This window comes from Streptomyces sp. NPDC002276, from assembly GCF_053891435.1.
The window spans coordinates 377,838-400,023 of record NZ_JBSFCQ010000001.1 but is presented as its reverse complement, the minus strand read 5'-3'; the positions used below and the strand labels follow the sequence as shown (position 1 = coordinate 400,023).

Sequence of the window (22,186 nt, the reverse complement as noted above, 5' to 3'; positions counted from 1 at the left end):
GCGCATTCCGCGATCTCACGTTCCGGCGACGAGAGTTGCGCCGAGGCCGATCATCGTGGCCGCGACCAGACTGTCGAGCACCCGCCAGGCCGAGGGCTTGGCGAGGAACCGGCTGAGCAGCCGGGCCCCGAAGCCGAGCGCGGTGAACCAGCACACGCTGGCGCACACCGCGCCGAGTCCGAAGGTCCAGCGCAGCGGGCCGCGGTCGGCGGCGATAGAGCCGAGCAGGAACACGGTGTCGAGGTAGACGTGCGGGTTGAGCCAGGTCATCGCCAGACAGGTGAGGACGGCCCGGCGGCGCGAGCCGGTCGCCTCGCCCTCGGCGTGCAGAGCGGCGGGCCGGAAGACGCGGCGGGCGGCGAGGACGCCGTAGACGAGCAGGAAGGCGCCGCCGATCAGGCCGACCGCCCTGAGCGCGCCCGGCCAGGCGACCACGACCGCGCCGACACCGCCGACGCCGAGCGCGATGAGGAGTGCGTCGGACAGGGCGCAGATGCCGACCACGGCGAGGACCGCCTCGCGGCGGATGCCCTGGCGCAGGACGAAGGCGTTCTGGGCGCCGATGGCGACGATGAGCGAGAGGCCGGTGCCGAAGCCGGCGGCCGCCGCGGAGAGGGCGTGGGTCACGCCTCGACGCTAGAGAGACCGGCATCAGGAGTACAGCTAAAGATTCTTACGTAACATTAGCGCTCGTGATGGTTTCGGAGTTGCCCCTCGATCAGGTGCGGACGCTGCTCGCGGTGGTCGACGAGGGCACGTTCGACGCGGCGGCCACCGCCCTGCGTGTGACGCCCTCGGCGGTGAGCCAGCGGGTGAAGGCCCTGGAGCAGCGCACGGGCCGGGTCCTGCTGCTGCGCACCAAGCCGGTCCGGACCACCGAATCCGGTGAGGTGGTCGTACGGTTCGCCCGCCAACTGGCCCGCCTGGAACGGGACGCGCGCGCCGAACTCGGAATGAGCGGGGCCGGCGAACCGACCCGGGTGTCGATCGCGGTCAACGCGGACTCGCTGGCGACCTGGTTCCTGGGCGCGCTCACCCGCGTCCCACGCGATGTGCCGGTCTCCTTCGAACTCCGCCGCGAGGACGAGGACCACACGGCGGCCCTGCTGCGCGAGGGGCTGGTCATGGCGGCGGTGACCTCGTCGCCGGACGCGGTGCCCGGCTGTTCGGTGCGGGCGCTGGGGCGGATGCGCTATCTCCCGGTCGCGAGCCCGGAGTTCAGGGACACATGGCTCGCCGGTCCCTTGCGGGACGCGCTTCCCGAGGCACCGGTGGTGACCTTCGACCGGCTGGACGACTTCCAGGACACCTTCGTACGGCGGCTGCGGCGCGGGCAGGGAGCGGCGAGTGCGGTACGGCATCTCGTGCCGACGTCGGAGGGTTTCGTCGAGTCCGTCGCCGCGGGGCTGGGGTGGGGCATGGTCCCGGAGATGCAGGCCCAATCGCTGCTGCGGGCGGGCGAGTTGGTGAACCTCGCGCCCTCGCGGGCGGTCGACGTACCGCTGTACTGGCAGCAGTGGAAGCTTGATTCACCGGCGTTGGCGGCCGTGGCGGCGGCGGTCACGGAGACAGCGGCTGCGATGCTGCGGTCCTAGCCAGGTGGAGGGCGGCGCTGTCCAACAGCATCTCCAACGCCGTCGGATACGCGCTCTCGACCATGCGGGTCGCCAGCAGCGGGGCCGCCTCGGCGATGCGCGGGTGTGTGCTGCGGGGCAGGCGGGCGTAGGTCGAGCGCCACATGTCCTCGTCCGCGCGGAGCGCCGCGCTCGGCAGGGCCAGGGACGCCGCGTCGAGGGCGGCGAAGGCCAGGGTCTGGTCGATGAACGCGTGGTAGATCCGCACGGTGTCCGGCAGCGGGAGGCCGGTCGTGCGCAGGACGTCCAACACGGCCTCGTCGGCGGCGAGTTCGTTGGCCCGGCCGGTGACGCGGCTCGCCGTGAGCTGGGCGGCCTGCGGGTGGGCGACGTACGCGGCGTGGATGCGCAGGCCGATCGCGCGCAGGTCCGACCGCCACTCCCCCGTCGGCTCCCAGCCCCGCAGCGCCTGTCCGACGAGGGCGTCGCCGATGGCCAGGGTCAGTTCGTCCATGCCCCGGAAGTAGCGGTAGAGGGTGCTGGGGTCGGCGTCCAGGGCGAGGCCGAGGCGGCGGGCGGTCAGGCCCGCGCTGCCGTGTTCGCGGAGCATGCGCAGGGCCGTGTCGACGATCAGCCGCTCGGACAGGACGGTGCCGCTCTTGGTGGGACGGCGCCGTCGCCGTTTCTCCTCGGACACCACCGGTTTCGGCATCGCGGCCTCCTCGTCCGTCCTTATGCCAACGCCATTGACCTTATCCGGACGACCGGCGTTGGATCGATGGTGAGATATCGGCAGCTAAGGAGTCCTTGCCATGCGTGTACTGCTCGTGGGAGCCGGTGGTGTGGGTGGTGCGATCACCCGGATCGCGGCCCGGCGTCCGTTCTTCGACGCGATGGTGGTCGCCGACTACGACCTGTCCCGGGCGGAGGCCGCGGTCGCCGCGCTCGGGGAGGCGGGTGCCCGGTTCCGCGCCGAGCGGCTGGACGCGAACGACGAGGAGGCCGTCGTGGCGGCGCTGCGCGCGCACGAGTGCGATGTGCTGGTCAACGCGACCGATCCGCGCTTCGTCCTCCCCCTGTTCCGGGCGGCGCGGGCCGCCGGGGCGAACTACCTCGACATGGCGATGTCGTTGTCGCGGCCGCATCCGGACCGGCCGTACGAGGAGTGCGGGGTCAAGCTCGGGGACGCGCAGTTCGAGGACGCGGCCGAGTGGGAGAAGGCGGGCGCGCTCGCGCTCGTCGGGATGGGTGTGGAGCCCGGTCTCTCGGACGTGTTCGCGCGGTACGCCGCCGATGAACTCTTCGACGAGATCGAGGAGATCGGCATCCGCGACGGCGCGAACCTCACCGTCGACGGCTACGACTTCGCGCCCTCCTTCTCCATCTGGACGACGATCGAGGAGTGCCTGAACCCGCCGGTCGTCTACGAGGCCGACCGCGGCTGGTTCACCACGGAACCGTTCAGCGAGCCCGAGGTGTTCGACTTCCCCGAGGGCATCGGCCCGGTCGAGTGCGTGAACGTGGAGCACGAGGAGGTGCTGCTGGTCCCGCGCTGGGTCGACGCGAAGCGGGTCACCTTCAAGTACGGGCTGGGCAACGAGTTCATCGAGACCCTGAAGACCCTCCATCTGCTGGGTCTCGACCGCACCGAGCCGGTCACCGTGCCGAGCGCGTCGGGGTCAACTACCGTATCACCGAGGGATGTTGTCGCCGCCTGTCTGCCCGATCCGGCGACGCTGGGCGACCGGATGCACGGCAAGACCTGTGCGGGCACGTGGGTGCGCGGCACGAAGGACGGGGCGCCGCGCGAGGTGTACCTCTACCACGTGGTCGACAACCAGTGGTCGATGGCGGAGTACGGCTCCCAGGCCGTGGTGTGGCAGACCGCGATCAACCCGGTGATCGCGCTGGAGTTGCTGGCAACGGGCGCGTGGACCGGCTCGGGTGTGCTGGGCCCGGAGGCGTTCCCGGCCGGCCCGTTCCTGGACCTGCTGACGGCGTACGGCTCGCCGTGGGGTCTACGGGAGCAGTGATCCGGCTCAACTTCCCTCCGGCGAGGGCGAGTCGGGAAGCCTCAGGGTGAAGACGGAGCCCGTGCCGGGTTCGCTCGTCGCCTCGACCGTGCCGTCGTGGGCGGCGGCCAGGTCGCGGACGATGGACAGGCCGAGGCCGCTGCCCCCGGTGCGGCGGCTGCGGGACTGGTCGGCGCGCCAGAACCGTTCGAAGACGTGCGGGAGGTCCTCGGGCGCGATGCCGGTACCGGTGTCGGTGACGGTCAGGACGGCCCGGTCGCCCTCGCGCCGCGCGGTGAGGGTGACCGTGCCGTCGACCGGTGTGTGGCGCAGGGCGTTGGACACGAGGTTGCCGAGCACCTGGCGCATGCGGACCGGGTCCGCGTCCAGCCAGAGGGCGCGGTCCGCCTTGGTGAGCAGGCCGACCCCGGCCGTGTCGGCGGTGACCCGGTACGCGGCGGCGACCTGGTCGAAGAGGTCCTCGACGCGCACGGGTTCGCGGTGCAGCCGCAGGGTCCCGGCGTCGGCCGCCGCGAGGTCCTGGAGGTCGTCGATGACGCGCTGGAGGACCATCGCCTCCTCGTGCAGCGAGCCGAGGAGCGCCGGGTCGGGTTCGACGAAGCCGTCCCGGGTGACCTCCAGCCAGCCCCGGATGTTGGTGAGCGGGCTGCGCAGTTCATGGGCGATGTCGCTGACCATGGCCTTGCGCTGGGCCTCCATGCGTTCACGGCGATCGGCGAGGTCGTTGAAGGCCTCGGCCAGGATGCCGGTCTCGTCCCGGGTCCTCACCGGCACCCGGACGTGCAGTTCCGGCGGCTGCTGGGCCGCCTCGGTCAGCACGCGCAGGGGTCGTACCAGGCGGGTGGCGACCACGGCCGTCACCAGGACGGTGAGTGCCAGCACGGCCGCCGCCGCGCCGACGACCTTGGCCTTGTTCGCCGGGGAGACGTCGAAGCGGGGCGCGGTGGTGTCGCCGCGGCCGAGGAACAGTTCGGCCACCGGGGCGACGTAGGGGTCGAGTTGGGCGCGGCGGACGCTGTCGGTGCAGGCCTGCGCTTTTCGCGTGTCGGCCGCGTCGCCCACCTTGGTGTAGGCGCGCGCGGTGTAGCGGGAGCCGAGGCTCTTGTCGGTGACGTCGACGCCGAAGTACGGGACCGCGATGCTCAGGCCCGCCTGCTGGAGGCAGGGCCGGGCGCGGATGACCAGGTTCTTGAGCGCCTTGTTCTCGGTGGCGGTCGGGGTGTTGAGTTTCCCGTCGGCGCACGGCGTGGGCACATTGTCGTTGGCGTCCTTGCCGTCCGCGTCGGTGAGGACGGGACGGCCGCTCGGCGTCATCGTGATGGTCGTCTCGATCCCGGCCTGAGCGAAACACTCCTGCCGCTCCTTGGCCAGCCCCTCCAGCCGGGCCTGCTCCTTCTCGGTCAACCGGTACGGTCCGACGACCCGGGGGTCGAGACCGCTGAGCTGTGCGCCCGGTTGCGTGTACGTGTCGGTGTGCAGGGGGTCGATGTTCGCGGCGGGACGGGGTGGCAGTGAGGTGCCGTGCGGCGCGGAGTCGGCGATGAGGGTGCGGTCGGCGGTGGTGAGGGCGATGCGGCGGCCCATCTTCCTCGACAGGGCAACGAGCGTGGGCCGTACGCCCTTCCACTCGGGGTGGGTCGCCGCGTATCCGCTGAGCTGCGCGAGGATGCGCATGTCGTCGGCGAGGTCCTGGCCCTGTTCCTCCTGGATGGCCCGGGTGGTGGTCTCCACCGCGATCCAGGCGGTCGCCCCGACCGAGCAGAGCGCGATCAGCACGGTGGCGACGAGCAGCCGGACCAACAGCCGCTTGCGCAGCGGTATCCGGGGCCTCACGCGCGACCGCCGCGCAGCTTGTAGCCGACACCGAACACGGTCAGCAGCCGGGCCGGTTTGCGTGGGTCGGCCTCTATCTTCCGGCGCAGGTTCATGATGTGGACATCGACGGCCCGTTCCGTGGACGCCCGGTCCAGGCCCCTGGTGTACTGGAGCAACTGCCGTCGGGAGAAGACCCGTTCGGGCTCGGCGGTCATCGCGAGCAGGATCTCGAACTCGGCCGGTGTGCAGTCCACCGGTGTCCCGTCGCAGCGCACCTCGTGCCGCGCGGGATCGACGGAGAGACCCGCCGCCCGTACGACGGTGTCCTCCTGTCTGCCCTCGACGGTACGGCCGCTGCGCCGCAGGACGGTGCGGATGCGGGCCATCAGTTCGCGCGGGCTGTAGGGCTTGGTCATGTAGTCGTCGGCGCCGAGTTCCAGGCCGAGCAGGACGTCGTCCTCGGTGGAGCGGGCGGTCAGCATCAGGACGGGGATGTCGTCCTCGCCGCGCAGGACCCGGCACACCCCGAAGCCGTCGATCACGGGCAGCATGAGGTCGAGCACCACGAGGTCGGGTCGCAGTTCCCGGGCCGCGGTGATGGCGGCGGCCCCGTCGTGGACCACGGTCGCGGTGTGGCCTTCGGTCAGCAGGGAGCGTCGTATCAGCTCGGCCTGCATCTCGTCGTCCTCGGCGACCAGCACATGTGCGCACATTGGGCGGATCCTAGGCGGTCAGTGCGAGAGGGACGCGGCGTCGCCCATGACGACGACGGGGTGCCGGGCCGGGTCCAGGGTACGCAGCAGTTCCTTCATGTGGTCCTCGGCGATGCTGACGCAGCCGTGGGTGGGGCCGCCGTGGTCGACGTGGATCCAGATGCCGCCGCCGCGCGAGGCGCCGAGGGGGCGGGTCCAGTCGAGGGGTGAAGTGCCGGGCTGCCGGTTGTAGTTGATGGCGATCACGTAGTCGAAGGACCCGGCGAGCGGCTCGCCCTCGAAGCCGGTGCCGGGCGAGACGAAGCCCGATCCCTGGTCGTACGACAGCTTGGTGCCGGGGTCCTTGAGCAGTCCGCCCGCGTCCGTGAGCGAGTAGACACCGATCGGTGAGCGCAGGTCACCGGCCATGTGGTGGTTCGACCAGCCCCTGAGCGCGTTGTGCGCGGCCCAGCTCACGGTCCGCTGCCAGCCGTCGTCGGTGCGCTCGTAGAGGGCGAGGGCGGAGACGGAGGAGTTCGCGCCGCGGCCGGTCACCAGCACTAGCTGCTCGGTGCCGACGGGTATCCGGGCGAGCATCTTGGGCCCCACGCCCGGGAGTTGGCGGGGTGCGGCCTCGGCGGATATCGCCGAGGAGGGCGAGGCCGGGGGTGTGGAGGCGGGCGCGGGGATGGCGGACGGGCGGTCCGTCGCCGCCACCGCACCGCCGCCGCATCCCGTGAGAAGCAGGGACACGGCGACGAGTGCGACCGGGGACATACGAGTGATCATGAGTCGACGATGACCGACACATGTGAGGAACTCGTCAGCTCCTACGGCTGGGCCGGCTTGCCTTTCGTGTAGAGCCAGGTGTGGAACAGAACGTCCAGCTTCTTCCCCGACTTCTGTTCCGCAAGGCTGATGAACTGTGCGGTCGTGCCGTGCCCGTAGCGGTGTCCGCTCGCCCACGCGCGCAGGATCGCGAGGAAGGTCTTGTCGCCGACGGCCAGGCGCAGTTCGTGCAGTGTCATGGCCCCGCGGGCGTACACGGGGGTGTCGAAGATGTTGGCGCCGCTACCCGGGTCGCCGGGCGGGAACGCCCACAGGCCGTCGGTCGCCTTGCGGGCGTACAGCGCGTCGAAGGTCTGCTGGGCGGTCTTGCCGCCGTGCTGCTCGCTGTAGAGCCACTCCGCGTAGGTGGCGAAGCCCTCGTTGAGCCAGATGTCCTTCCAGGAGGTCAGCGAGACGGAGTCCCCGAACCACTGGTGGGCGTTCTCGTGCACGAGGGTGCTGAGGTCCGGCGCCGAGTCGTAGACGGGCCGCCCCTGCGTCTCCAGGGCGTAGCCGACGTCCGGGGCGTGGTCGACGATCGACCCGGCCGAGCGGAACGGGTAGGGGCCGAACAGCTTGCTCTCCCACTCCAGGACGGAGGGCAGCTTCTTCAGCACGGGCGCGGCGGCGGTGGCCTCGCGGGGGTCGACGGCGTTGTACACCTTGACCCCGTCCCGGGTGGTGTACTGCTCGACCTTGAACTTCCCGACCGTCGCGGTGGCGAGGTAGGCGGCCATCGGCTCGGGCGCGTGCCAGCGGAACGTGGTCTTCCCGTGAGCCGTCTTCCGGCTCTGGAGAACGCCGTTGGCGACCGCGGTGCGCCCCTGCGGGACGGTGATGGTGAAGTCGTACGACGACTTGTCCTTGGGGTGGCTGTTCGCCGGGAACCAGGTCATCGCGCCCTGCGGTTCGCCCGCCACGAAGGCGCCGTCGTCGGTGGCGATCCAGCCGTCCGCCGAGCCGTCCGGGTCGGTGACCTGCTTGGGGACGCCGTTGTAGGTGACGGCGATCTGGAACTCCTGCCCCTTGCGCAGTGCCTTGCGCGGGGTGACGACGAGTTCCTGTCCGTCGCGGCGGAAGCGGGCCTTGACGTGGTCGACCGTCAGACCCGTGATCGTCAGGCCCTTGAAGTCGAGGTCGAAGCGGGTGAGCTTCTCGGTGGCGCGGGCGGTGAGGACCGCCTTGCCGTCGAGATGGCGGCTCGCCGGGTCGTAGCTGAGTGTCAGGCCGTAGTGGGCGACGTGGTAGCCGCCGTTGCCGGAGAGCGGGAAGTACGGGTCGCCCACGCCGGACGAGCCGATCGTGGTGGCTCCGGCCGGTGCCGCGGCGGCGAGCAGGGCCGCGACGGGGACGGTGGCCACGACGGCGCTGCGGCGAAGGACGGCGGTGCGTCTTGTGGACGGCTGCCGGAGGTGCGTCACATGCGCTCCTACAGAGTGAGGGGGGTGATCATTCGTCTCAGGGACTAGGCCGACAGCTCCCTCGGAATCCCTCATGTGCGGGTCAAGTTACGCCGCGTCGCCCCCGCCCCGGGTATGTCCCCGGACGTAGGCTCGCGGGCACCACCGCCACCCGAGGGAGCCCGCCCGTGACCGTCCGCGTGCGCCGTGTCTACGATCCGCCCGAGCCGGAGGACGGTGTCCGCGTCCTGGTCGACCGGCTGTGGCCGCGCGGCCTGTCCAAGGACGCGGCCCGCGTCGACGAGTGGCCCAAGGCCCTCACCCCGTCGAACGAACTGCGCCGCTGGTACCACGCGGCCGAGGGGTCCTACGAGAAGTTCACCGGTCGCTACGAGGCGGAGCTCGCCGAGCCGGAGGCGGCTCAACTCCTGCACACCTTGCGGAACTTGGTCCGTATGGGCCCGGTGACCCTGTTGACGGCGGTGAAGTCGCCGCAGGAGAGTCACGCGGCGGTGCTGGCCCGTCTCCTCGACAGTTGATCGGCTGAGGAGACGGGCCGTGGCGTCCGGTCAGGCCGTCTGCTTGGCCGCCGCGCGGCCCGCCGCGCGCCCGGAGAAGAGGCAGCCGCCGAGGAAGGTGCCTTCGAGGGCGTTGTAGCCGTGCACGCCACCGCCGCCGAAGCCGGCCACCTCGCCCGCCGCGTACAGTCCGCCGATCGGCTTTCCGTCGGCGGCCAGCGCGCGTGAGTCCAGGTCCGTCTGGATGCCGCCGAGGGTCTTGCGGGTCAGGACATGCAGCTTGACGCCGATGAGAGGGCCGGCGGCCGGGTCGAGGATACGGTGCGGGGTGGCGACGCGGCCGAGGCGGTCGCCGATGTAGCGGCGGGCGTTGCGGATGCCCTGGATCTGGGAGTCCTTGCTGTACGGGTTGGCCATCTGGAGGTCGCGGGCTTCGATCTGGCGGCGCACCACGGCCGCGTCGAGGAGCGGTTTGTCGGTCAACTGGTTCATTTTCTCGACCAGTTGCTCAAGGTTTCCGGCGGTCACGAAGTCCGCGCCCTTGCGCAGGAAGGCGTCCACCGGGCCGGGCGCGCCCTTGCCCAGCAGCCGGTCACGCAGGACCGCCTTCTTGTCCTTGGCGGTGATGTCGGGGTTCTGCTCGGAGCCCGAGAGCGCGAACTCCTTCTCGATGATCTTCTGGGTGAGGATGAACCAGGAGTGGTCGTGGTCCGCCAAGTCCGCTGTCGTACGCAGGTACTTGAGGGTGTTGAGGGTGTCGTAGCCCGGCAGGCACGGGTCGGGCAGGCGGCGGCCGAGGGCGTCGAACCACAGGGAGGACGGGCCGGGCAGGATGCGGATGCCGTGGCCGGGCCAGACCGGGTTCCAGTTCTGCAAGCCCTCGGTGTAGTGCCACATGCGGTCGCGGTTGACGAGCCGTACGCCCGCCTCGGCGCTGATGTCGAGCATCCGGCCGTCGACGTAGGCGGGGACGCCGGTGATCATCTCGGCGGGCGGGGTGCCGAGGCGCTCGGGCCAGTAGCGGCGGACGATGTCGTGGTTGGCGCCGATGCCGCCGCTGGTGACGACGATGGCCTGGGCGGTGAGTTCGAACTCGCCGATGGCCTCGCGGCTGGAGGAGACTCCGCGCGGCGAGTCGTCCTCGGCGAGCACGGTGCCGCGTACCCCACGCGCCTCGCCCTCCGCGACGACCAACTCGTCCACCTGGTGGCGGTAGTAGAAGGTGAGGAGCCCGTCGCGGGCGGCCTGCTTCGCGTAGTTCACGAAGGGTTCGACCACTCCGGTGCCGGTGCCCCAGGTGACGTGGAAGCGCGGGACGGAGTTGCCGTGTCCGTGGGCGCGCAGGTCGCCGCGTTCCGCCCAGCCGACGGTGGGCAGCAGCTTGATGCCGTGGCCGTCGAGCCAGGTCCGCTTCTCGCCGGCCGCGAACTCGACGTAGGCGCGCGCCCAGCGCACCGCCCAGGAGTCCTCGTCGTCGACGCGGTCGAAGCCGGCGCTGCCCTGCCAGTCGCTCCAGGCGAGGTCGAAGGAGTCCTTGATGCCGAGGCGGCGCTGTTCCGGGGAGTCCACGAGGAACAGCCCGCCGAAGGACCAGAACGCCTGCCCGCCGAGGTTGGCGGCGTTCTCCTGGTCGACGAGCGCGACCCGGCGTCCCTGGCTGGTGAGTTCATGGGCCGCGACCAGACCGGCCAGACCGGCTCCGACGACGATGACGTCCGCATCCATGGCGACCGTTGCCTTTCTCATTCGGGGGCGCGGCTGCCGTCGGTCAGCAGCGCGGTGAGCAGTTGCTTGAGCCAGACGCGGGCGTGCTCCACGTCCTTGTCCAGCAGGAGTTGGGTGGTGACGCCGTCGTACGCGGCGACCACGGCGTACGCGGCCGCGTCCAAGTCGCCGAGCACGGCGGGGAGTTCGGCGAGGCCCCGGGCGCGGGCGAGCCGGTGCGCGATCGCGCCGCGCAGTCGGGCCCGGTGTCCCAGCAGGGTCCCCGCCACGGCGGGGTCCCGGGCCGCGTGCACCAGGAAGTCGGTCTTGACCAGGAGCCAGTCCAGGTCGAGGAGCAGCACGTCGGTGACGCGGTCGACGGCGGCGGGCACGTCGAGGTCGGGGCCGTCGAGGGCGAGCGCACCGGCCACCTGCTCGGCGATCAGGTCGGCGCGTTCCTGGTAGAGCGCGAAGAACAGGCCGTCCAGGCTGTCGAAGTTCGAGTAGAAGGCGCCCCTGCTGTAGCCGGCGGCCTCGCAGACCTCCTCGATGGAGACCCGCCCAAAGCCCTTCGCGGCGAACACGGCGAACGCGGCGTCCAGCAGATTGGCCCGCGTGCGCACCCGGCGCCTGGTCACCCGCTTGGCCGTCGCCTCCGCCACCATGCCCGGACCTCCGCGTCCCGATGTTCGATACGCGAATGTATCCGATACACCGATGTATCGAAAGAGTCGAACACGAAGCCGAACGCGAATGGGAACAGATATTCGAATAAGGAGTACGCTGGCCCCATGACCGCGCACCACCACCTCCAGGGCTCGCTCTTCGACCAGGCCGACCGACTCCGCCTCGGCCCCCTCCACGGGATCCGTCGCACCACGCTGGGTCTCGGCGCCTGGATCGACGTGCTGCCCGGGTGGCTGACCGGCGCCGACGCCCTGTTCGAGGAACTGGCCGCCGGGGTGCCGTGGCGCGCCGAGCGCCGTCAGATGTACGACCAGGTCGTGGCCGTACCCCGGCTGCTGGCCTACTACGGCGCGGACGACGCGCTGCCGCATCCGGTGCTGGCGGAGGCGCGGGACGCGCTCTCGGCGTACTACGCGCGGGAGTTGGGAGAGCCCTTCACCACGTCCGGGCTGTGCTACTACCGGGACGGCCGGGACAGTGTCGCCTGGCACGGTGACCGGATCGGGCGGGGCGCCCGCGTCGACACGATGGTGGCGATCCTCTCCGTCGGCACGCCCCGCGATCTGCTGCTGCGTCCGCTGCGCGGCGGCGCGGCCGTGCGGCACGCTTTGGGGCACGGCGATCTGATCGTGATGGGCGGCTCCTGTCAGCGGACCTGGGAGCACTGCGTCCCCAAGACCACCCGAGCCGCGGGACCGCGCATCAGCGTGCAGTTCCGCCCGCACGGCGTGCACTGAGGCGGAGAGGCGGCCGCTTCGGAACGCACGCGGGGACCGCCCCCGGCGGACGGCGCCGGGGGCGGCTTCCCCCGCCCGTGCCAGGACCGTACGCGTCTGGTTGGCTGGACCCCGAACTGCACCACCAGGCAAGGAACGATCATGCGGGCAGAAGTACGCCAAGTCGCCGACCACACCTATCTGGTGCACGGCAACAACACCAACTGGGTGATCCTCACCGACGGCGACAGCGCCACCCTGGTGGACACCGGATACCCAGGGGACCGCCAGCTCCTGCTCGACTCCCTTGAGCAGGTGGGGAGTTCTCCCAAAGCGGTCACGGCGGTGCTGATCACCCACGCCCACAACGACCACCTCGGCTCGGCCGCGTACCTGCGCGACGCCCACGGCACGCCCGTGTACACGCACGAGGCCGAAGTGCCGCACGCCCGCCGGCAGTTCCTCCAGCAGGTGACCGTCGGGAACGTCCTCGGGAACATCTGGCGTCCGGGTGTCCTGCCGTGGCTGGTGCACACGATCCGCGTCGGCGGCACCGAGCAGCATCCCGTCGCCGCGGCCGAGGCGTTCCCGGGCGCGGGCGGCCCGCTCGACCTGCCCGGCCGGCCCGTCCCCGTGCACACCCCCGGCCACACCAGCGGGCACTGCGTCTTCCACCTCCCCGACAGCGGGATCGTGATCTCCGGGGACGCCCTGGTGAGCGGCCACCCCACCTCACGGATCAAGGGGCCGCAGCTGCTGCCCGACATGTTCCACCACGAGCGCGACCGTGCCGTGGCCTCCCTCGACATCCTCGAAGGACTGGACGCCGACACCCTGCTCCCGGGCCACGGCCCGCTGCACACCGGTCCGGTCCGTGAGGCGGCACAGCGCGCCCGCGAACACGCGATCTAAGGTCACCCCATGGCACTGCAGATCAACGCGACCAACCCCGAGCATCCGGTGCTCCTGCTGGAGCTGCCCTGGGACGTTCCGCTGGAGGAGTGGCCCGACGAGTACCTGGTGCCGCTGCCGCGCGGCATCTCCCGGCACGTCGTGCGCTACGCCCGCGCCGGCAGCGAGGTCATAGCCGTCAAGGAGTTGGCCGAGCGGCCCGCGCTGCGCGAGTACGAGCTGCTGCGCGACCTGGACCGGCTCGGGATCCCCGCCGTCGACCCCCTCGCCGTGGTCACCGGACGCGCCGACACCGCGGGCGAGCCGCTCGAACCGGTGCTGATCACCCGGCACTTGGGCGGCTCGATGCCGTACCGCTCGATGTTCGAGACGACGCTGCGGCCGGCCACCATGCACCGGCTGATGGACGCGCTCGCGGTGCTGCTGGTGCGGCTGCACCTGGCCGGGTTCGCGTGGGGCGACTGCTCGCTGTCCAACACCCTGTTCCGGCGGGACGCGGGCGCCTACGCCGCGTATCTCGTGGACGCGGAGACCGGCGACCTGCACGCCCGGCTCAGCGACGGGCAGCGGGAGTACGACCTCGATCTCGCCCGCGTCAACATCAGCGGGGAGCTGCTCGACCTGGAGGCGTCCGGGGCGCTGCACCCGTCCGTCGACCCGATCGAGTTCGGCATGGAGATCTGCGCCCGCTACCAGGGTCTGTGGGAGGAGCTGACCCGGGTCTCGGTGTACCCGGCGGGCAAGTACCACTTCATCGAACGCCGGATCCGGCGCCTCAACGAACTCGGCTTCGACGTGGCCGAGATGCAGATCGAGCACTCCTCGAACGGCGACACCGTCACCTTCGTGCCGAAGGTCGTCGACGCGGGCCACCACCAGCGCCAACTGCTGCGCCTGACCGGCCTGGACGCCGAGGAGAACCAGGCGCGGCGGCTGCTCAACGACCTGGAGAGCTGGATGGCCACCCAGGACGACTACGCCCCGGGCGACCCCCTCGCCGCCCGGCCCGAGGTGCTCGCGCACCGGTGGGTGCGGGACGTGTTCCGGCCCACCGTGCGGGCCGTACCGCTGGAGCTGCGCGGGTCGATGGACTCGGCCGAGATCTACCACGAGCTGCTCGAACACCGCTGGTACCTGGCCGAGCGGGCGCAGCACGACATCGATCTGGACACGGTGGTCGAGGACTACGTCACGAACATCCTGCCGAAGGTGCGCGAAAGCCTGGAGCCGGCCGCGCCGGAGTGACTCGGCTCAGTCCGTGGCGGGCGCGGCCGTGGTGCCGCGAACCACGAGACGCGGTGCGACGACCTGCTCGCCGTCCGGTACGGCCTCGCCGTCGAGGCGGGCGATGGCGCGGCCGACGGCGAGTTCCGCGAGGCGGGGGACGTCCTGGGCGACGGTGGTGAGGTCGATGTGGGCGAGCCGCGACAGGCTGGTGTCGTCGAAGCCGACCACGGAGATCTCGCCGGGGACGGCGACACCGGCCCGCAGGAAGGTGTCGAGGACACCGGTGGCACAGCGGTCGTTGAAGGCGAGGACCGCGCTGGGCCGGGGGTGCTCCGCGAGCAGGGTGCGGGCGGCCCGGGCGCCGTCGTCCTCGGTGAGCCCCCCGGGCAGGACCCGGATGCGCTCGTCGAGGCCGTGGCGGTGCATCGCGGTGCGGTAGCCGCGGCGGCGGTCGGCGGCACCCGGCGCCCGGCCGCCGTCGATGTGGGCGACGGCACGGTGTCCGAGTGCGACGAGGTGGTCGACGGCCTGGCGGGCGCCCTCGTCGTCGGCGGTGCGGACGACGTCCACGGCGGGTGGGGCGGGCCGCAGCCGCCGGGCCACCGAGACGACCGGGACCTGCGTGGCGAGGTGCGCGAGGCGGGTGGCCGGAACCTCGGGGCCGAGCAGCACCAGCGCCTCGCAGCGGTCGGCGAGCAGCGCCTCCACGGCCTGCCGCTCACCGCGCGTGGGCGCCACCGCGCTGAGCGCCACCTGATAGCCGGCGGGCTCGGCGGCGGCGTAGATGCCCTCGACCAGGTCGGTGTGGAAGGGATGGCGCAGCCCGAACTGCACGCCGAGCAGGCGTGAGCGGTTGCTGCGCAGCACTCTGGCCCGGGTGTCGGGCCGGTAGCCGATCTCCTCGGCGGCCTTGAGGACCCGCTCGCGGGAGGCGGCGCTCGCGCCGTAGGCCCCGCGCATCACGATCGAGACCAGCGCGACGGAGACGCCCGCCCGGGCCGCGACATGGGCCAGGGTGGGCCGCTTGCCGTCGGGGACCGCGGGGGTGGCCGGCACGGATGTCCTTTCCGGAGGAGCGCGACGGGCTGTTCGTTCCGTGCATCGTAGCTGTTCCGGAGGTTCCTGCAACGTTCTAGAAACATGCCACGCGAACTCTTGACACACGGATCCGGCGGTGGCGTACTACTGAAATCTAGAACGTTCTAGATGCGCGGCTGGAAGGGCGAGCGATCATGTACACGTTGGCGGTCTGTGCCGAGATGGTCTTCCGGGACCTGCCGATCCACGAGCGGGCGCGGCGCATCCACGAAGCCGGTTTCCAGGTCGAGATCTGGGACTGGACCCGGCACGACCTGGACGCGCTCACGCGCACCCCGGCCGAGTTCTCGTCGATGACGGGCTACATCCGGGGCAGCCTCACCGACGAGGCGGGCGCCGCCGAACTCCTGCGCACCGCCGAGGAGTCGGTCAAGGCCGCCGATCAACTGGGCTGCCCGCGCCTCAACTTGCACGGCACGGGCCTGAACTCCGAGGGCCTGCCGGTGGTTCCGGTGCGCGGCGAGCCCACGGGCCCGATGTGGATCGCCGCCCACCGCACCCTGACCCGCCTCGCCGAACTGGGCGAGAGCGCCGGGGTCACCTTCACGCTGGAGAACCTCAACTCCGCGGTGGACCACCCGGGCGTCCCGTTCGCGACGGCCGCCGACACCCTGGCCCTGGTCAAGGCGGTGGACCACCCCGGCCTGCGGATGAACCTGGACCTATACCACGCGCAGATCGGCGAGGGGAACCTCATCGAACTCGTCCGCAAGGCACACCTGTTGGGCCTGATCGGCGAGATCCAGGTGGCGGACGTACCCGGCCGCCAGGAGCCCGGCACCGGCGAGATCAACTACCCGGCGATCGCCCGCGCCCTCGCCGACATCGGCTACGACGGCACGGTCGCGATGGAGGCCTGGGCCTCGGAGGACTACGGCGAACGCGCCCTGGACCGCTTCCGCACCGCGTTCACGATCTGACCGGAGAACCCCTATGAGCACCCAACTCCCCCTCTCCATCGGCCTGGTGGGCGCGGGCCGCATGGGTTCCTTCCATGCCGAGACCCTCGCCCGCCGCCTCCCCGGCGTCCGCCTCGCCGCCGTCGCGGACCCGGCCCCCGGCGCGGCACGCGGCCTCGCCGACCGGCTCGACTGCGTGACGGCGTACACCGAGATCGCCGACCTCTTCGCGGATCCGGCGGTCGACGCGGTGGTGATCGCGACACCGGCCCGCACCCACGCCGACCTGGTCGTGGCGGCGGCGCGTGCGGGCAAGGCCGTCTACTGCGAGAAGCCGATGGCGACCACCCTCGCGGACGCCGACCGCGCCATCGCTGCCGCCGCCGAGGCGGGCGTACCGCTCCAGGTCGGCTTCAACCGCCGCTACGACGCCGGGTTCCGGGCCGCGCACGACAAGGTGGCCGCGGGCGCCATCGGCACCCCGCAACTGCTGCGCTCCCTCACCCGCGACCCGAAACTGGCCGACCCCTCGCCCATCCCGCCGTGGACGATCTTCCTGGAAACCCTCATCCACGACTTCGACACCCTGCGCTACCTCAACCCCGGCTCCGAACCGGTCGAGGTCTTCGCCATGGCCGACGCCCTGGTCCGCCCCGACTTCAAGGACCGCGGCCTCCTCGACACGGCCGTCGTCACGATCCGCTTCGACAACGGCGCCCTCGCCACCGCCGAGGCCAACTTCCAGGCGGTGTACGGCTATGACGTACGCGGCGAGGTCTTCGGCTCGGCGGGCATGCTCACGATGGGCGACATCCGGCGCACCCATCTGACGTCCTACGGCGCCGACGGCATCGCGGCCGAGACGATCGCGTACGACCAGGACCTGTTCCACGAGGCGTACGTCGCCGAACTGGCCGACTTCGCCGACAGCGTCCGAACCGCCCGCACCCCGTCGGCCACCGGCGCGGACGCCCGCGCCGCGCTGACGATCGCGCTGGCGGCCATCAGGTCGGTGGAGAAGGGCGTCCCGGTGCGCGTCGAGGACGTCTGAGGTCAGAGAGCGGGTACGACCGCCACCGGGCACTCCGCGTGATGCAGCACCCCGTGCGCGACCGATCCGATCCGCGCGCCCACCGCCGTACGGTGGGCGCGCCGCCCCACGACCATCAACTGCGCCCGCCCCGCCACCGACAGCAGCACCTGCCCGGCGCTCCCCATCTCGATGTGCTCGACGACGGGCACATCGGGGAACCGCTCCCGCCACGGCTCCAGCGCCTCGGCGAGGGCCTTCTTCTCGTACGGTTCCAGGCCGCCGGCCTCGTCGAGGAGTTTCATGGACCCCGGGCTGTAGGCGAACACGGGCGGCAGGGTCCACGCCCGCACGGCCCGTACGCTGGCGCCACGCGCCGCCGCCGTCCCGAAGGCGAAGCCGAGTGCGGCGGCACTGTCCTCCGGGTCACCGTGCTGCCCCACGACGATCTCCCGCCCGGCGGCCTCCCCGGACGCCTCGTCCCCGGCGCGCACGAGCACGACGGGCCGTACGGCGTCGGCGATCACCTGCTGCCCGACGGACCCGAGCAGAAAGCCGACGACAGGCCCGTGCCCGCGCGACCCGAGGACCAGCAGCTCGGACTCGGCAGCCGCGGCCGTCAGGATGTCGACGGGATCGCCCTCCAGGACGTCCGTGGTCACATCCAGGCCGGGGTGGCGTTCGGCGAGCGCCCGGGCGGCCTCGGCAGCCGCGTCCCGCACCCAGCGGTCCTGGGTGTCCCGGTCCCCGCTGTCGAGGGCGTGGTGCTCCTCGTACCGCCACACATGCGTCACGCGCAGCGCCAGCCCCCGCCGTACGGCCTCCCGGCCCGCCCAGGCGAGTGCGGCGAGACTCTCCGCCGATCCGTCGACCCCTGCCGTGATCGGGCGTGTCATTCCGTGGCCTCCCTGTGGTGCGGTCACCTGTGTCGGGCCCAGTCTTCACTACCCTGCGCGCATGACCTTGGAGTGGGAGCAAGTGGTCGTGGACGCGGCCGAGCCCGTCGCGCTGGGACGCTGGTGGGCGGAGGCGCTCGGCTGGGTGGTGGTGGGCGAGGCACCGGACGAGTTCGAGATCCGCCCGGCGCCGGATCGCCTGCCCGGGCTGCTGTTCGTGCCGGTGCCCGAGCGCAAGACCATCAAGAACCGGCTGCACCTGGACTTCCGGCCCGACGACCAGGAGGCCGAGGTGATCCGGCTGCTGGCCCTGGGGGCGCGGACCGCGGATGTCGGGCAGGGCGAGCAGTCGTGGGTGGTGCTGGCGGATCCGGAGGGGAACGAGTTCTGCGTGTTGCGCTCCCGGAGCCGCTGAGCCCCTCGTCTCGGGCGTAGCGGAGCGCACCGGGGCGATCGACCATACGATGGTGGGGAGCCGGCGCGGTGACAACGGCGCCGCCGTGCCGTGAAGCCGACCACTCGGGGTGGGAGACGTATGGCACAGGCCGCCGAATCCGCGCGGACCGTCATCATGACCGTGGACGACGATCCGGGAGTTTCCCGTGCCGTCGCCCGTGACCTGCGGCGGCGCTACGGCGAGTCGTACCGGATCGTGCGGGCGGAGTCCGGCGAGTCCGCGCTGGACGCGCTGCGTGAGCTGAAGCTGCGCGGGGATCTCGTCGCCGTGATCCTGGCGGACTACCGCATGCCGCAGATGAACGGCATCGAGTTCCTGGAGCAGGCCCTCGACGTCTATCCGGGCGCTCGCCGGGTGCTGCTGACCGCGTACGCGGACACGGACGCGGCGATCGACGCGATCAACGTCGTGGACCTCGACCACTATCTGCTGAAGCCCTGGGACCCGCCCGAGGAGAAGCTGTACCCGGTCCTCGACGACCTCCTGGATGCGTGGCGGAACAGCGACTACCGGCCCGTGCCCGCCACGAAGGTGGTCGGGCACCGCTGGTCGGCGCGCTCCTCGGACGTGCGGGAGTTCCTGGCCCGCAACCAGGTGCCGTACCGCTGGTACTCGGCGGACAGCCCGGAGGGGCTGCGGCTGCTGTCGGCCGCCGGGGAGGACGGGCAGCGGCTGCCGCTCGTCATCACCGCGGACGGGTCGGTGCTGGTCGAGCCGGAGGCGCCCGAGCTGGCCGCGGAGGTGGGACTCGCGACCACGCCGACGGCCGACTTCTACGACCTCGTCGTCATCGGCGGCGGTCCGGCCGGGCTGGGCGCGGCCGTGTACGGGGCCTCCGAAGGGCTGCGGACCGTCCTTGTGGAGCGGTCGGCGACCGGTGGGCAGGCCGGGCAGAGTTCGCGGATCGAGAACTACCTCGGCTTCCCGGACGGGGTGTCCGGGGCTCAACTCACCGACCGGGCAAGGCGGCAGGCCACCAAGTTCGGCGCCGAGATCCTCACCGCGCGCGAGGTCACGGGGCTGGAGGCCAACGGGTCGGCCCGGGTGGTGCACTTCGCGGACGGTTCGGCCGTCGCCGCGCACGCCGTGATCCTCGCGACCGGGGTGTCGTACCGGCAGCTGGAGGCGCCCGGCACGCCCGATCTGACGGGCTGCGGGGTCTACTACGGCTCGGCGCTGACCGAGGCCGCCGCCTGCCAGGGGCACGACGTGTACATCGTCGGCGGCGCCAACTCGGCGGGCCAGGCGGCGATGTACCTCGCCAAGGGCGCCAAGTCGGTGACGCTGCTGGTGCGCGGGCCCTCGCTCGCCGCGTCGATGTCGTACTACCTGATCCAGCAGATCAACGACACGGAGAACATCTCCGTGCGCAGCGGCACCGTCGTCGACGCCGCGCACGGCTCCGACCATCTGGAGCAGCTGACCCTGCGCGACACGGAGAGCGGGGCGACCGAACTCGTCGACGCGCAGTGGATGTTCGTGTTCATCGGCGCGGCTCCGCTGACCGACTGGCTGGACGGCGCGGTGCTGCGGGACGAGCGCGGGTTCATCCTGGCCGGGCCCGACCTCAGCGCGGACGGGAAGCCGCCCGCGGGCTGGGAGTTGGACCGGTCGCCGTACCACCTGGAGACCAACATTCCCGGCGTGTTCGTGGCGGGCGACGCGCGCGCCGAGTCCGCGAAACGCGTCGCGTCCGCCGTCGGAGAGGGAGCCATGGCCGTGATGCTCGTCCACCGCTACCTGGAGCAGTCATGAGCGGGCAGGTGCTGCCGTGCAGCCCGCAGGAGATCGGCACGCTGTTCCTGTTCGAGAAGCTGACGCCGGAGCAGCTCGGCAGGCTGTGCTGCGACGGGCAGGTGGAGCAGTTCGAGGCCGGTCCCGTCTACACCGAGGGTGACCCCGCGACCTGCTTCTACGTGATGATCGAGGGCACTGTCGTGCTCTCGCGCCGGGTCGGCGAGGACGACGTGGAGGTCGCGCGCACTTCCCAACGCGGCGTCTACACGGGCGCGATGCAGGCCTACATCGGGGACCGGGTGCAGCAGGTGTACCTCAACTCGATGCGGGTGACGGAGACCACGCGGTTCTTCGTGCTGCCCGCCGAGACGTTCGCGGCCATCATGAGCGAGTGGTTCCCGATGGCGGTCCATCTGCTGGAGGGGCTCTTCTTCGGCCAGAAGAGCAGCCAGTTGGCGATCAGTCAGCGTGAACGGCTGCTGGCGCTGGGCTCGTTGTCGGCCGGGCTGACGCACGAACTCAACAACCCCGCCGCCGCTGCCGTCCGGGCGACGTCGACGCTGCGGGAGCGGGTGGCGAAGATGCGGCACAAGCTGCGCGTCATCTCCTCCGGCCCGTACTCGCGGGAGGACCTCGCCAACCTCATCGACATTCAGGAGCGCACGGCCGAACGGGTCGCCAAGGCACAGACGTTGAGCCCGCTGGAGGCCTCGGACCGCGAGGACCAGCTCACGGACTGGCTCGACGACCACGGTGTCACGGAGTCCTGGCAGATCGCGCCGACGTTCGTGCAGGCCGGTCTCGACGTCGAGTGGCTGGACCAGGTCGCGGCGGCCGTGGACGAGGAGATCCTGCCGGGAGCGATCGGCTGGCTCAACTACACCGTCGAGACAGAGCTGTTGATGACGGAGATCGAGGATTCCACGACCCGCATCTCCAACCTCGTGGGCGCCGCCAAGCAGTACTCGCAGCTGGACCGCGCGCCCTACCAGGTCGCCGATGTGCACGAACTCCTCGACAGCACACTGCTGATGCTCGGCGGCAAGGTCGGCGACCGCATCAAGGTCGTCAAGGAGTACGACCGTTCGCTCCCGAAGATCCCGGCCTATCCGGCGGAGCTCAACCAGGTGTGGACGAACCTGATCGACAACGCGGTCTCCGCCATGAACAGCGCGGGCGGGGAAGGCACGTTGACCGTACGGACGGCGTTGGTGCGCGATCAGCTGATGGTGGAGTTCCGTGACACGGGGCCCGGTGTGCCGCAGGAGATCAGGAGCCGTATCTTCGATCCGTTCTTCACCACCAAGCCGGTGGGCGAGGGCACGGGTCTCGGTCTGGACATCTCCTGGCGGATCGTCGTCAACAAGCACCACGGCACGCTCCAGGTGGAGTCGGTACCGGGCGACACCCGCTTCCAGGTCCTGCTCCCCCTCACCGCCACGGACAACGAGACGCCCGAGGAGTCCGCATGAACGACATCACCGGAATCGACCCCAGCGTCCCGCCGAGCGGCGCGGGCTGCGTGGAGTGCGACGCGGCCCAGGGCTGGTGGTTCCACCTCCGGCGGTGCGCGCAGTGCGGTCACGTCGGCTGTTGCGACGACTCCCCCGCCAAGCACGCCACGGCCCACTACCAGTCCACGGGACACCCGTTCATCCAGAGCTACGAGCCGCGCGAGGACTGGTTCTGGAACTTCACCACCTCCGAGCTGTACGACTCCGGCCCCGAACTCGCCGCCCCGGTGAGCCACCCCGCGGACCAGCCCGTGCCGGGTCCCGCGGGACGCGTTCCGGCGAACTGGGCCGAGACCCTGCGCTGAACCGGATCGCCGGGCGGGAGCGGCGTCCCGCCCGGCGGCCAGGGCCTGTCGTCTGGATCAGGCCGGCCTGGCTCACGGTGCCTTGTCGGCCAACCCGAGCGGGGCGTGGTGCGTGCAGCTGCAAGGCGGAGGAGGGAGGCGACG

At 71.4% G+C, this 22,186-nt stretch carries 22 protein-coding genes; 12 read left to right on the top strand and 10 right to left on the bottom strand.

The genetic code is table 11. The features are described 5' to 3' along the window. Positions 1-15 precede the first annotated feature (15 nt). Complete coding sequence (locus ACWIHT_RS01875; RefSeq protein WP_456163329.1) at positions 16-627, bottom strand: LysE/ArgO family amino acid transporter; 612 nt, start codon at positions 625-627, stop codon at positions 16-18. Positions 628-695: 68 nt separating this feature from the next. On the opposite strand from ACWIHT_RS01875, the gene ACWIHT_RS01870 reads away from it, so the two are divergent. Beyond that, positions 696-1,595 carry a LysR family transcriptional regulator ArgP gene (locus ACWIHT_RS01870; RefSeq protein ID WP_456164559.1) on the top strand — a complete coding sequence of 300 codons (900 nt, stop codon included), beginning with the start codon at positions 696-698 and terminating at the stop codon, positions 1,593-1,595. Here the strand turns inward: ACWIHT_RS01870 and ACWIHT_RS01865 are convergent. Next, positions 1,561-2,286: a TetR/AcrR family transcriptional regulator gene (locus ACWIHT_RS01865; protein ID WP_456163327.1), complete on the bottom strand. Its 726-nt coding sequence runs from the start codon at positions 2,284-2,286 to the stop codon at positions 1,561-1,563. The two genes, ACWIHT_RS01870 and ACWIHT_RS01865, sit on opposite strands and share 35 nt — an antisense overlap. A 100-nt stretch (positions 2,287-2,386) precedes the next feature. Here ACWIHT_RS01865 and ACWIHT_RS01860 point away from each other — a divergent pair, with 100 nt between their 5' ends. Further along, entirely contained in the window at positions 2,387-3,607 is a 1,221-nt protein-coding gene (locus tag ACWIHT_RS01860) for a saccharopine dehydrogenase family protein (RefSeq protein WP_456163325.1), read from the top strand. 6 nt (positions 3,608-3,613) lie between these two features. Here the strand turns inward: ACWIHT_RS01860 and ACWIHT_RS01855 are convergent, their stop codons facing one another. Genes ACWIHT_RS01855 through ACWIHT_RS01840 form a run of 4 tightly spaced genes read right to left on the bottom strand, consistent with a single transcriptional unit; the run spans position 3,614 to position 8,363 of the window. After that, positions 3,614-5,440, bottom strand: a complete 1,827-nt coding sequence (locus tag ACWIHT_RS01855) for a sensor histidine kinase (RefSeq protein WP_456163323.1) — start codon at positions 5,438-5,440, stop codon at positions 3,614-3,616. Then, entirely contained in the window at positions 5,437-6,135 is a 699-nt protein-coding gene (locus tag ACWIHT_RS01850; protein ID WP_456163321.1) for a response regulator, read from the bottom strand. The genes ACWIHT_RS01855 and ACWIHT_RS01850 overlap by 4 nt, the downstream gene beginning before the upstream one ends. A gap of 18 nt (positions 6,136-6,153) precedes the next feature. Next, positions 6,154-6,903 (bottom strand): L,D-transpeptidase family protein, encoded by a 750-nt coding sequence (locus ACWIHT_RS01845; RefSeq protein ID WP_456163319.1) that lies wholly within the window; start codon positions 6,901-6,903, stop codon positions 6,154-6,156. A 41-nt stretch (positions 6,904-6,944) separates the two neighbouring features. Then, entirely contained in the window at positions 6,945-8,363 is a 1,419-nt protein-coding gene (locus ACWIHT_RS01840; protein ID WP_456163317.1) for a M1 family metallopeptidase, read from the bottom strand. 167 nt (positions 8,364-8,530) lie between these two features. Between ACWIHT_RS01840 and ACWIHT_RS01835 the strand changes: the two genes are divergently transcribed. After that, positions 8,531-8,881 carry a DUF488 domain-containing protein gene (locus ACWIHT_RS01835; RefSeq protein WP_456163315.1) on the top strand — a complete coding sequence of 117 codons (351 nt, stop codon included), beginning with the start codon at positions 8,531-8,533 and terminating at the stop codon, positions 8,879-8,881. A gap of 30 nt (positions 8,882-8,911) precedes the next feature. On the opposite strand, the gene ACWIHT_RS01830 is transcribed toward ACWIHT_RS01835, so the two are convergent. After that, positions 8,912-10,585, bottom strand: coding sequence for an FAD-binding dehydrogenase (locus tag ACWIHT_RS01830; RefSeq protein WP_456163313.1), 1,674 nt, complete (start codon positions 10,583-10,585; stop codon positions 8,912-8,914). A 17-nt stretch (positions 10,586-10,602) separates the two neighbouring features. Then, positions 10,603-11,229 carry a TetR/AcrR family transcriptional regulator gene (locus ACWIHT_RS01825; RefSeq protein WP_456163311.1) on the bottom strand — a complete coding sequence of 209 codons (627 nt, stop codon included), beginning with the start codon at positions 11,227-11,229 and terminating at the stop codon, positions 10,603-10,605. A gap of 126 nt (positions 11,230-11,355) precedes the next feature. Between ACWIHT_RS01825 and ACWIHT_RS01820 the strand changes: the two genes are divergently transcribed. The 3 genes from ACWIHT_RS01820 to ACWIHT_RS01810 all read left to right on the top strand — a co-directional run bounded on the left by ACWIHT_RS01820 (position 11,356) and on the right by ACWIHT_RS01810 (position 14,124). Next, positions 11,356-11,988, top strand: coding sequence for an alpha-ketoglutarate-dependent dioxygenase AlkB (locus tag ACWIHT_RS01820; RefSeq protein WP_456163309.1), 633 nt, complete (start codon positions 11,356-11,358; stop codon positions 11,986-11,988). A 141-nt stretch (positions 11,989-12,129) separates the two neighbouring features. Beyond that, entirely contained in the window at positions 12,130-12,879 is a 750-nt protein-coding gene (locus tag ACWIHT_RS01815) for an MBL fold metallo-hydrolase (protein ID WP_456163307.1), read from the top strand. Positions 12,880-12,888: 9 nt separating this feature from the next. Further along, the gene (locus ACWIHT_RS01810; protein WP_456163305.1) at positions 12,889-14,124 is read left to right on the top strand and encodes a DUF4032 domain-containing protein; all 1,236 of its coding nucleotides are present in this window, start codon (positions 12,889-12,891) and stop codon (positions 14,122-14,124) included. Positions 14,125-14,130: 6 nt separating this feature from the next. Here the strand turns inward: ACWIHT_RS01810 and ACWIHT_RS01805 are convergent, their stop codons facing one another. Beyond that, entirely contained in the window at positions 14,131-15,162 is a 1,032-nt protein-coding gene (locus ACWIHT_RS01805; protein ID WP_456163303.1) for a LacI family DNA-binding transcriptional regulator, read from the bottom strand. Between the two features lie 176 nt (positions 15,163-15,338). On the opposite strand from ACWIHT_RS01805, the gene ACWIHT_RS01800 reads away from it, so the two are divergent. Then, the gene (locus ACWIHT_RS01800) at positions 15,339-16,124 is read left to right on the top strand and encodes a TIM barrel protein (RefSeq protein WP_456163301.1); all 786 of its coding nucleotides are present in this window, start codon (positions 15,339-15,341) and stop codon (positions 16,122-16,124) included. A 13-nt stretch (positions 16,125-16,137) separates the two neighbouring features. Beyond that, positions 16,138-17,154, top strand: coding sequence for a Gfo/Idh/MocA family oxidoreductase (locus ACWIHT_RS01795; RefSeq protein WP_456163299.1), 1,017 nt, complete (start codon positions 16,138-16,140; stop codon positions 17,152-17,154). Between the two features lie 2 nt (positions 17,155-17,156). Here the strand turns inward: ACWIHT_RS01795 and ACWIHT_RS01790 are convergent, their stop codons facing one another. Continuing rightward, a complete protein-coding gene (locus tag ACWIHT_RS01790) occupies positions 17,157-18,029 on the bottom strand; it encodes a universal stress protein (RefSeq protein ID WP_456163297.1) in 873 nt (290 codons plus the stop codon). A 61-nt stretch (positions 18,030-18,090) separates the two neighbouring features. Between ACWIHT_RS01790 and ACWIHT_RS01785 the strand changes: the two genes are divergently transcribed. The 4 genes from ACWIHT_RS01785 to ACWIHT_RS01770 all read left to right on the top strand — a co-directional run bounded on the left by ACWIHT_RS01785 (position 18,091) and on the right by ACWIHT_RS01770 (position 22,042). Continuing rightward, positions 18,091-18,444, top strand: coding sequence for a VOC family protein (locus ACWIHT_RS01785; RefSeq protein WP_456163295.1), 354 nt, complete (start codon positions 18,091-18,093; stop codon positions 18,442-18,444). A 120-nt stretch (positions 18,445-18,564) separates the two neighbouring features. Then, positions 18,565-20,241, top strand: a complete 1,677-nt coding sequence (locus tag ACWIHT_RS01780) for an FAD-dependent oxidoreductase (RefSeq protein ID WP_456163293.1) — start codon at positions 18,565-18,567, stop codon at positions 20,239-20,241. Beyond that, positions 20,238-21,695, top strand: a complete 1,458-nt coding sequence (locus ACWIHT_RS01775) for an ATP-binding protein (RefSeq protein WP_456163291.1) — start codon at positions 20,238-20,240, stop codon at positions 21,693-21,695. Before ACWIHT_RS01780 ends, ACWIHT_RS01775 begins: the two co-directional genes overlap by 4 nt. Then, positions 21,692-22,042, top strand: coding sequence for a UBP-type zinc finger domain-containing protein (locus ACWIHT_RS01770; RefSeq protein WP_200709027.1), 351 nt, complete (start codon positions 21,692-21,694; stop codon positions 22,040-22,042). Before ACWIHT_RS01775 ends, ACWIHT_RS01770 begins: the two co-directional genes overlap by 4 nt. The last annotated feature ends 144 nt before the right edge of the window (positions 22,043-22,186 follow it).

What these genes read in the sequence shown, in the direction of transcription:
- ACWIHT_RS01870 (WP_456164559.1), top strand. Translation starts at nt 696, where the DNA reads ATGGTTTCGGAGTTGCCCCTCGATCAGGTGCGGACGCTGCTCGCGGTG.
- ACWIHT_RS01865 (WP_456163327.1), bottom strand. Translation starts at nt 2,286, where the DNA reads ATGCCGAAACCGGTGGTGTCCGAGGAGAAACGGCGACGGCGCCGTCCC.
- ACWIHT_RS01860 (WP_456163325.1), top strand. Translation starts at nt 2,387, where the DNA reads ATGCGTGTACTGCTCGTGGGAGCCGGTGGTGTGGGTGGTGCGATCACC.
- ACWIHT_RS01850 (WP_456163321.1), bottom strand. Translation starts at nt 6,135, where the DNA reads ATGTGCGCACATGTGCTGGTCGCCGAGGACGACGAGATGCAGGCCGAG.
- ACWIHT_RS01845 (WP_456163319.1), bottom strand. Translation starts at nt 6,903, where the DNA reads ATGATCACTCGTATGTCCCCGGTCGCACTCGTCGCCGTGTCCCTGCTT.
- ACWIHT_RS01830 (WP_456163313.1), bottom strand. Translation starts at nt 10,585, where the DNA reads ATGGATGCGGACGTCATCGTCGTCGGAGCCGGTCTGGCCGGTCTGGTC.
- ACWIHT_RS01825 (WP_456163311.1), bottom strand. Translation starts at nt 11,229, where the DNA reads ATGGTGGCGGAGGCGACGGCCAAGCGGGTGACCAGGCGCCGGGTGCGC.
- ACWIHT_RS01820 (WP_456163309.1), top strand. Translation starts at nt 11,356, where the DNA reads ATGACCGCGCACCACCACCTCCAGGGCTCGCTCTTCGACCAGGCCGAC.
- ACWIHT_RS01815 (WP_456163307.1), top strand. Translation starts at nt 12,130, where the DNA reads ATGCGGGCAGAAGTACGCCAAGTCGCCGACCACACCTATCTGGTGCAC.
- ACWIHT_RS01810 (WP_456163305.1), top strand. Translation starts at nt 12,889, where the DNA reads ATGGCACTGCAGATCAACGCGACCAACCCCGAGCATCCGGTGCTCCTG.
- ACWIHT_RS01800 (WP_456163301.1), top strand. Translation starts at nt 15,339, where the DNA reads ATGTACACGTTGGCGGTCTGTGCCGAGATGGTCTTCCGGGACCTGCCG.
- ACWIHT_RS01795 (WP_456163299.1), top strand. Translation starts at nt 16,138, where the DNA reads ATGAGCACCCAACTCCCCCTCTCCATCGGCCTGGTGGGCGCGGGCCGC.
- ACWIHT_RS01790 (WP_456163297.1), bottom strand. Translation starts at nt 18,029, where the DNA reads ATGACACGCCCGATCACGGCAGGGGTCGACGGATCGGCGGAGAGTCTC.
- ACWIHT_RS01785 (WP_456163295.1), top strand. Translation starts at nt 18,091, where the DNA reads ATGACCTTGGAGTGGGAGCAAGTGGTCGTGGACGCGGCCGAGCCCGTC.
- ACWIHT_RS01780 (WP_456163293.1), top strand. Translation starts at nt 18,565, where the DNA reads ATGGCACAGGCCGCCGAATCCGCGCGGACCGTCATCATGACCGTGGAC.
- ACWIHT_RS01775 (WP_456163291.1), top strand. Translation starts at nt 20,238, where the DNA reads ATGAGCGGGCAGGTGCTGCCGTGCAGCCCGCAGGAGATCGGCACGCTG.
- ACWIHT_RS01770 (WP_200709027.1), top strand. Translation starts at nt 21,692, where the DNA reads ATGAACGACATCACCGGAATCGACCCCAGCGTCCCGCCGAGCGGCGCG.